Origin of the sequence: Endozoicomonas sp. (genome assembly GCF_031844845.1) — a bacterium.
Lineage (GTDB): Bacteria > Pseudomonadota > Gammaproteobacteria > Pseudomonadales > Endozoicomonadaceae > Endozoicomonas.
In genome coordinates, this window is record NZ_JAVRMB020000150.1 from 1 (window position 1) to 8,213 (window position 8,213).

6 protein-coding genes are annotated in these 8,213 nt (G+C 47.2%); 1 reads left to right on the forward strand and 5 read right to left on the reverse strand.

Annotation, left to right across the window (positions count from 1 at the left end; translation table 11 throughout):
* The 5 genes from RM811_RS07635 to RM811_RS07655 all read right to left on the reverse strand — a co-directional run.
* Window positions 1-1,275 (reverse strand): AMIN domain-containing protein (locus RM811_RS07635; RefSeq protein ID WP_402522533.1); only part of this gene is annotated, 1,275 nt, incomplete at its 3' end.
* Between the two features lie 401 nt (window positions 1,276-1,676).
* On the reverse strand, window positions 1,677-2,231 hold the full coding sequence (locus tag RM811_RS07640; RefSeq protein ID WP_402522535.1) for a pilus assembly protein PilP: 555 nt from the start codon (window positions 2,229-2,231) through the stop codon (window positions 1,677-1,679).
* Window positions 2,231-2,842 (reverse strand): type 4a pilus biogenesis protein PilO, encoded by a 612-nt coding sequence (locus RM811_RS07645; RefSeq protein WP_402522538.1) that lies wholly within the window; start codon window positions 2,840-2,842, stop codon window positions 2,231-2,233. The genes RM811_RS07640 and RM811_RS07645 overlap by 1 nt, the downstream gene beginning before the upstream one ends.
* Complete coding sequence (locus tag RM811_RS07650) at window positions 2,839-3,402, reverse strand: PilN domain-containing protein (protein ID WP_402522540.1); 564 nt, start codon at window positions 3,400-3,402, stop codon at window positions 2,839-2,841. The genes RM811_RS07645 and RM811_RS07650 overlap by 4 nt, the downstream gene beginning before the upstream one ends.
* Window positions 3,402-4,466 (reverse strand): pilus assembly protein PilM, encoded by a 1,065-nt coding sequence (locus RM811_RS07655; RefSeq protein ID WP_402522542.1) that lies wholly within the window; start codon window positions 4,464-4,466, stop codon window positions 3,402-3,404. Before RM811_RS07655 ends, RM811_RS07650 begins: the two co-directional genes overlap by 1 nt.
* A gap of 319 nt (window positions 4,467-4,785) precedes the next feature.
* On the opposite strand from RM811_RS07655, the gene RM811_RS07660 reads away from it, so the two are divergent.
* Window positions 4,786-7,329, forward strand: coding sequence for a penicillin-binding protein 1A (locus RM811_RS07660; protein ID WP_402522544.1), 2,544 nt, complete (start codon window positions 4,786-4,788; stop codon window positions 7,327-7,329).
* Window positions 7,330-8,213: the final 884 nt, after the last annotated feature.

An 8,213-nucleotide genomic window follows, 5' to 3' on the forward strand; every position in this document is an offset into this window, starting at 1 on the left:
CAACTCATCCAGCTTGGCCTGGGTATCTTTAATCAACAAATTATTGGTCCTGGCCACCACCTGAACAGAACCCCGCTCGGTCAGCAGACTGGCATCACCATCACCCTGCAATACCCCAGCTATTTCAGCAGCATCTGCATAATTAATCTGGACAAGATCTGTATATACCGGTGCCAACTCACGAATCTGTTTTTCATTCTCCAGTTGCTCACGCTCACGGGCAGCAATTTCAGCGGCAGGCGCTACAGTCAACACATTACCTTGAAGCCTTTTATCAAGCCCTTTAGCCTTGAGCACTATATCAAGCGCCTGATCCCAGGGAACATTTTGCAGGCGCAAGGTAACGTTGCCACCTACGGTATCGGATGCCACCAGGTTCAGATCCGTGAAATCAGCAATCAACTGAAGAACAGCCCTGACTTCAATATCCTGAAAGTTCAACGATAGCTTATCGCCCTTGTAGGAAAGCCCTGACTTCCTTCTACCCAGGTCTTTCCTGTCTGGCGTCTTAACACTGACAGTCAGCAGGTTGTCCGTCTGGTATGCCAGATATTCAAATTGCCCTTTGGGCTCAATAACGATGATGCTGTTCCCATCTTCAACCTTTGCATCAATGAATTTTACCGGTGTAGCAAAATCAATAACATCCAGGCGATTTCTCAAACGCTGAGGTAACACATCTCCTTGAAACTCCAGACGGATACGCCCACCCTGTTCATTCATGTCCATGGGAATCTTGGCATCAGTAAGCGCAATAATTACTTTTCCTTCACCATCATCGCCACGCTGAAAATCGATATCCGTAATACCTTTACGGACAGCAGAAGCCATGGACGTGTTCTTCGCCCCTACCGACTCTCTTTGTACTGCAGCTGCCTGACCGTCATCACCAAGATAGATACTCAGCGTCCGTCCATCAGCCTGACTGGTAAAACGGGTGAACCCCTGAAAATTACTCACCAGCCGATTTCGGTCACCCGCCTCAAGCACGGTGACACTCTTGGCATTATTAAAGCCAACCTCATTGTATTTTGGGAGTTCACTGCGGGTAAAAGGCAGGTCTATGGAAATTCTTGGAGGCTTCTCAATGCTGTAGCCATGAGCAACCGGGGCAGCACCATCAAAGGTCAAACGAAGCTCAACCATGTCACCCGGCAACGCCGAAACATCCATATTTTTAAGAGTGACGCCCCATGCGGAAACAGGCAATATGGCCAACAACACATACAGAAGCCCTCGAACAGCGTTGGTCTGTATCAGGGGACTATTTTTCATCTAACTTACCCATTTCAGAATTAGAGTTATTTTTTTCATCGGCATCTCACCTGAATCCTGCAATATAAATACCCTGCAGAAATGAACAGCTGCCCCCACAACCTGACTCAACAACAACTTAGTTCAACATGACTGACTTGCTGAATAAAAATTGAGCTTTACCACTGATTCAAACCATTTATTTTTCCATTATTGACTCAATCCAACCTTTTTTTAGATTTTATGGCCGAGACAATTCCTTGCGCATAAGCAGAATGCTTGCGCATTACACGACAATTAATGATTATTAAAATGTTTTCGAATTTAGCCAGCCAAGCTGACTGCCAGAAGGAATATGCCACTCCCTAAGGTTTCAGCCTCGAGCCATATCAATCAGCTGCTTCAATCTATCGAACGTAAGTTCATGGATTATTAACAATAATGCGTAGAACCCTTGGTCGCTCAATCCAATACTTTGGCCCTGCTGGCACTATCTCAGTCGCACGCAATTCCTGATCATCAATGTAACTGATACGACCATGATTACGCCCCAGGTAATCGCCCACCTGAACCCGGTGTACACCCTCAGTTCCCCGCACCAGCGCCCAGAATCCTTCATCATTACTGATTGACCCTACCAGACGGAAGGAGTCCATCTCAAACTGCTCAAGGTACTGCTTGACCCGATGAGAATCCGGCTTGACGTTGCGGTTGATCTGTTCCGTCGTCAGTGCAATTTTGACTGGTTGTTTAAAAGGACTGCGCATAAGTGAAGCCTGATAGGTAAATGCCTCATAGGCTCTAAACTGAGGTAGAGGCTCAATATTACCTCTCGGTCTGGCACTCGTTTCTGCCATATAGGCATCAATGTCATTGTAACCCTGACGCCCTCCATCCGAGCAGCCAGCCAGAGCCAGCAAAGAGCCCACCACAATAACTCCAGAAACAAGTCCAGGTATAAATCCAAAAAGCTTCATCACAGCCCCCCCTGTTCATTGTAACGATAAGTTTTGGCAAGAATACTCATCGTTAACCGGCCATCTCTGGCAGGGCGGATTTCAAAATCATGAAGGGTAACTATTCGGGAAAGACTGGCCACACCACTGACAAAATTGCCAAGATCATGGTAGGTGCCCTGCACGGCAATACTGATGGGCAGTTCAATATAAAATTGGCTGACATTCTCATCCTGGAGCTGGATCTCTTCAATTTGCAAACCAGCACCACGACCGGTAAAGGTAATATCTTCCAACAGCCCGGGAACTTCCGTATCGCTGGGTAACTGCTTCACCAGAGCGCCAAAAGACGCTTCCATTTCCATCATCTGTTCACGATAGGCTTTCAGGTTCGCTGCCTGAAAAGCTTTGATACGATACTGATCCCGCAGATCCTGCTCTTTACTGGCGGCCACATCATACCGACTCTGTAAACCGGTAAGATGAAACTGATAGCCAAGGCCCAACACAAGAATAAGGGTCAACACACAGGCAATGAGTCGAACCCCCAGGGGCCAGGACCCGATATTATCAAAATCAATCTCATTCAGATCAAGCTCTTTCAGCTTTTCTAACGAATCTGCAAGGCTCATAGTCCCCCCTTAGCCTGAGCGGGATTTATCTGCTTGACCGTTAAGTCAAATTCATTCCAGCGCTGACTTTTTTCGGATACTTTTCTAACGGCTGTCAGATTGGGTTCTGTAAACCATTCCGAGTTATCAAAATTCCTCATCAACGCGGAGATGCGATTATTGGATTCTGCGATCCCTACCAGACTAAGGCGGTTACCATCCAGGGTTATCTCCTTGAAATAGACACCTTCAGGAACGACTCTGGCCACCTGATCAAATATCCGGACAATAACCGGCCGGTTACCCTGCAGATTCTGGATAACCTGCATTCTCTCCAGCAGTTGTTCTTTTCTGGTTTTCAGATCTTTGATTTCAATGATCCGCGTGTTTAACAGCGTAAGTTCATTTTGCAGATATTGATTTCGGCTCTGCTGATAACTGATGCTGTTACTGATATAGAGGTCACCCATAAATACCAGCACAACACCGACCACCAGAGTTACACACCAGGCTGCAATAAAACGCTGTTTACGCTCTTTCCTGATCTCTTCACGCCAGGGTAACAGGTTAATTCTTGCCATCAGTCAAAACTCCTCATGGCAAGGCCACAGGCAATCATCAGGGATGGTGCCTCACTGGCCAGCTGTTCCGCATCTACCCTTCCGGCCAGGGACATTCCGGCAAATGGATTTGCCATTCTGGTTGGCGTTCCTAATTTGTCCTGAATCATTTCCGCCAAACCGGAGATTGATGCAGAGCCGCCTACCAGCGCAATCGCATCAACATCATTAAACTGGCTGGATGAGAAAAAGAACTGGAGTGAGCGTGAAACCTGCTGAACCACTGTTTCCCGAAATGGGTCCAGCACTTCCGGTTCATAATCATCTGGCAGGCCGCCATGGCACTTGGCTTTTTCAGCGTCATCAGGCGTCAATCCATAACGGCGCTGAATTTCATCCGTCAGCTGACGTCCGCCAAATAGCTGCTCCCGGGTATATACCGTCTTACCTCGACTGATCACGTTAAGTGTTGTCTTGGTAGCACCAATATCGACCACCGCCAGGACCGGGTCGTCATCAGGCAGGTCAAGCTGGCCTTCAATCAGTTCACAGGCCCGCTCCATGGCAAAAGCTTCCACATCAACAATTTTGGCCTTCAAACCACCAAGCCTGAGTGCTTCTTCCCGCATTTCAACATTGTCACGCCGACAGGCCGCCAGCAGCACCCCGACACGCTCGGGATTTTTTTCATTCAGCCCCTGGACTTCAAAGTCTATGGCCACTTCATCCATGGCATAGGGTATGTACTGATCGGCCTCAACAGTGATCTGCGTTTCCATCTCATCATCACTGAGGGAGGCATCCATCTCTATATTTTTGGTGATAACAGCAGAGCCTGACACGGCAACGGCTGCAGCCTTAAGGCTGGTCCTTGAATGGGAAAGAGCTCTGGCAATCGCTTCACCAATCACATCCATCTCATGGATATTATTTTCAACGACAGCCCCCGGAGGAAGAGGTTCAATACTGAAAGCTTCGACTTTGTACTGACCGCCACTTAGCCCCAACTCCAGGACTTTGACAGACGTCGAGCTTATATCCACCCCTAAAACGATATTTGTTTTGTTCTTCAGCAGCCCAAACACTGGCGCATTCCCTGATTATTAGTTATAAGACCAACAGCTTTAATTAAATAACAACCTGTTTATTTTCGCAATCACATTGACCTGACAGCCGACTCTAACCAGTGGATTTATAAGGAAAATCCCCCCCTGAGACCCAAAACGGCAGTCACTACAGGAAAACCACATTGTCAGCTGAGCCCCATTTCACCGTATAATACTCTGTCACTATCGGCTGTCAGGACGACATCTCTTGATTTTAAAAAACAGGCTTTTAGAATCAAGATCCAAAAAAGTCACAACTTCAGCCGGTGGCCTTCGCTTATCTGGATGCCCTAACAGCATGAAATGGTCGGTTCAATTGGTTAACTTCATAAAAATCCTGTGCTGGTCACTATTAACAGTAGCCAGTGGAATTCTGCTTGTCAGTGCCAGTGCCTATTTATACCTCAGTCCTTCGTTACCTTCAGTAGAATCACTGCGTGACGCCAAATTACAGACACCTTTGCGAGTTTACTCGCAAGATAATCTGTTAATTGCCGAGTTTGGCGAAAAGCGCCGAACCCCCATCCAGTTTGAAGACACCCCCCTTAATATGGTTCAAGCCTTCATGGCGGCTGAAGATGATCGTTTTTATTATCATCCCGGCGTTGACATCATGGGCCTGATGAGAGCAGCCGTCCAGTTGGTCAGCACAGGCGGTATTCAATCGGGTGGCAGTACGATCACAATGCAGGTGGCCAAGAACTTCTTCCTCAGCCATGAGCGGGTATTTTCACGAAAGTTCAACGAAATTCTGCTCGCTTTACAAATAGAGCAGGAACTGTCGAAGGATGAAATTTTTGAACTCTATCTCAATAAAATTTACCTGGGGAATCGTGCATACGGTGTTGAATCCGCCGCTCAGATTTACTATGACAAGTCAATCAGTGAACTGACCCTGGCCCAGATTGCCATGATTGCCGGCCTCCCCAAAGCACCTTCGCGCTACAATCCGATCAATGACCCCAAACGAGCTCTGATTCGTCGCGACTGGATCCTCGGAAGAATGAAAAACCTCGGTTACGTAACCCCGGAGGAGTACAGCGAAGCCATCAGCCAACCGGTAACCGCCAGCTACCACGGAGCAAGAATCGAGCTGGAGGCACCCTATGTAGCGGAAATGGTTCGTCAGCACATGCTCGAACAGTATGGTTCGGATGCCTATAGCGAAGGCTTCAAAGTCTATACCACGGTTAACAGCGAGCTACAAAAAGCAGCAAACCTGTCCGTTGCTAACGGCTTAATGGCTTATAACGAACGTCATGGTTATCGCGGCCCGCTAACCAACCTGTTCGAGAATGTACCCGAAGAAGGCTGGCAGCAAAGAATCAACAAAACCTCGTCTCTTGGCATTCTTCTGCCAGCCATGGTTACTCAGGTTGGAGAAGAAGAGGTTAAGATTGGGCTTAAAAATAGCAATACCGGTTCTATCAGCTGGGAAAACATGAAGTGGGCCAAACCCTTTCTGACGGTTAACAGCTTTGGCTACGCTCCCAAAGCTCCCTCTGACGTGCTTAAAGCGGGCGACCATATCTGGGTAAGAATCACCACCGATGGTAGCTACCGCCTGGCCGAGGCTCCCCTGGCTCAATCCGCACTGGTCTCCCTGCATCCCGAAAACGGTGCCATCCTGGCACTGGTTGGCGGGTACAACTTCTACGACAGCATGTATAACCGGGCGACACAGGCTGTCCGTCAGGCGGGCTCATCCTTCAAACCCTTTGTTTATGCTTCTGCCATTGCCAATGGCATGACAGCAGCCACCATCATTAATGATGCACCCATCGTATTTGATGAGGAAGGTCTCGAAGATAGCTGGCGTCCAAATAACGACAATATGAAATTTAATGGCCCAATGCGGTTTCGGGAAGGGCTCTATCGTTCAAGAAACCTGGTGTCCATTCGTGTATTACGGCAAACCGGCATTACTAAAACCATTCAATATTTGAAGCAGCTCGGTTTCAGGGAAGAGTCATTAAGCCGGGACCTGTCACTGTCACTGGGTAATGTTTCAATGACACCGCTTGAACTGGCTACCGGATATGCAGTGCTGGCCAATGGCGGCTTTCGTATCGAACCCTACTTTATCCAGCGCATTGAAACGGTTGACGAACTCTATTTTGAAGCAGAGCCGGTGATCGCCTGTAATGAAAGCTGTATGGCCCGCCAGAATGAAAGCACCATGGCGATAGAAGGACAGGAAGATACACTTTCTGAAGACCTGCTTTCTCAAGACAATCTTTATAAAGAGATATTCGAAGCAGCTACCATTGCGGAAGAAAACAGTGCGGAAGAAAACAGTCAGTCTGATGCAGTATCAGAAGCTACGCCGAACATTGCCAAATCGGTAATGTCGCCCCAGATTAACTACATCATGAATGACATTATGAATGATGTGATCTGGAAAGGTACCGGTCGCCGGGCCCGGGCATTAAAGCGACACGATATTGGCGGTAAAACAGGCACCACCAATGATAGTAAGGACGCATGGTTTGTCGGCTTTAACCCAGACATCCTGACTGCCGTATGGGTCGGCATGGACGACTACTCCACACTGGGACGCTGGGAATATGGCGCTAACGCAGCACTGCCAACCTGGCTGGAATACATGCACACCGCTCTGGATGGCAAACCTGAGCACAAGCGTTCTCAGCCTGAAGGTCTGGTGACGCTGAAAATCTCACGGGAAACCGGAAAACTGGCTCACCCCGGTGACCCTAATGCCATCTTTGAAATCTTCCGGCAAGAATATGCTCCGCAGCAACTCAGTGATGAGAACCTGCCATCCCTTGGGGATATGGATAGCGAGATGAACCAGCCGTTTTCACCGGAAGAGCTGTTTTGAGCAGCAGTTAAGGATTAGTCACGAAATCACTTCCCTGTTCTTTTTTTCCACGGAGACACGGAGACACGGAGACACGGAGACACAGAGACACAGAGACACAGAGAAAATCCTTAAATAAAAAGCTTTCCTCTGTGTCTCTGCGCCGCCGTGGCCAGGCATCTTTTCTGTGCTGAATAGCACCGAAAATTTGGAAGTTATTTCGGTACAATTCCTAACCAGATCACGGCTCCTGACTCCTCAGGAGCTGCTTTTATCCCCCCGGTAAAGGTCAAACATGAGAGACATAAAACCCACATAGTATTTTTCAATTCCTGACGTAACCAATGTACTATATTCAACCCAGACTATTTTTATGGTCGAACGTACGCTCAAGCTATACGCTGATTTAGTTTGCTGTGGACAGTGATACTGACCAATATGTTAGTCACTATCTACGACAGGATAAAATCGTTGTAACTATTCAGCACCAATATATTGTGTTATTCCAATAGACAAACAACTACATATTGATTAATGGAGTTTCAGTACCTGTTTATTTTGGTACATTTTAGGGAAAATTAATTGGATCTATAGTTCTGTTAATCAATATGTAGTGCTTAGCCCATTTGGGCAGCACAAGATGGGTTTAATAAGGGGTGCTCAACAGTTACAAATCGTTTAATACATCACAATACCTCGGACAGTTTTAGCCCAGGCATTGAGTAGGTGGAAGTTTGCTTTCGTATAAACTGACTGATCGTTTGGTTAGTTTTATTTAATAAACCGATCATTATCAGTAATAGCAAGATTTATAGGCATGATCGCTACTTCTTTGAAAAGTAGGTGATTGTTTGATTTTCAATATTTATCACCGGGAATACCATTCGCCCCAGCTGTCTTGGTTA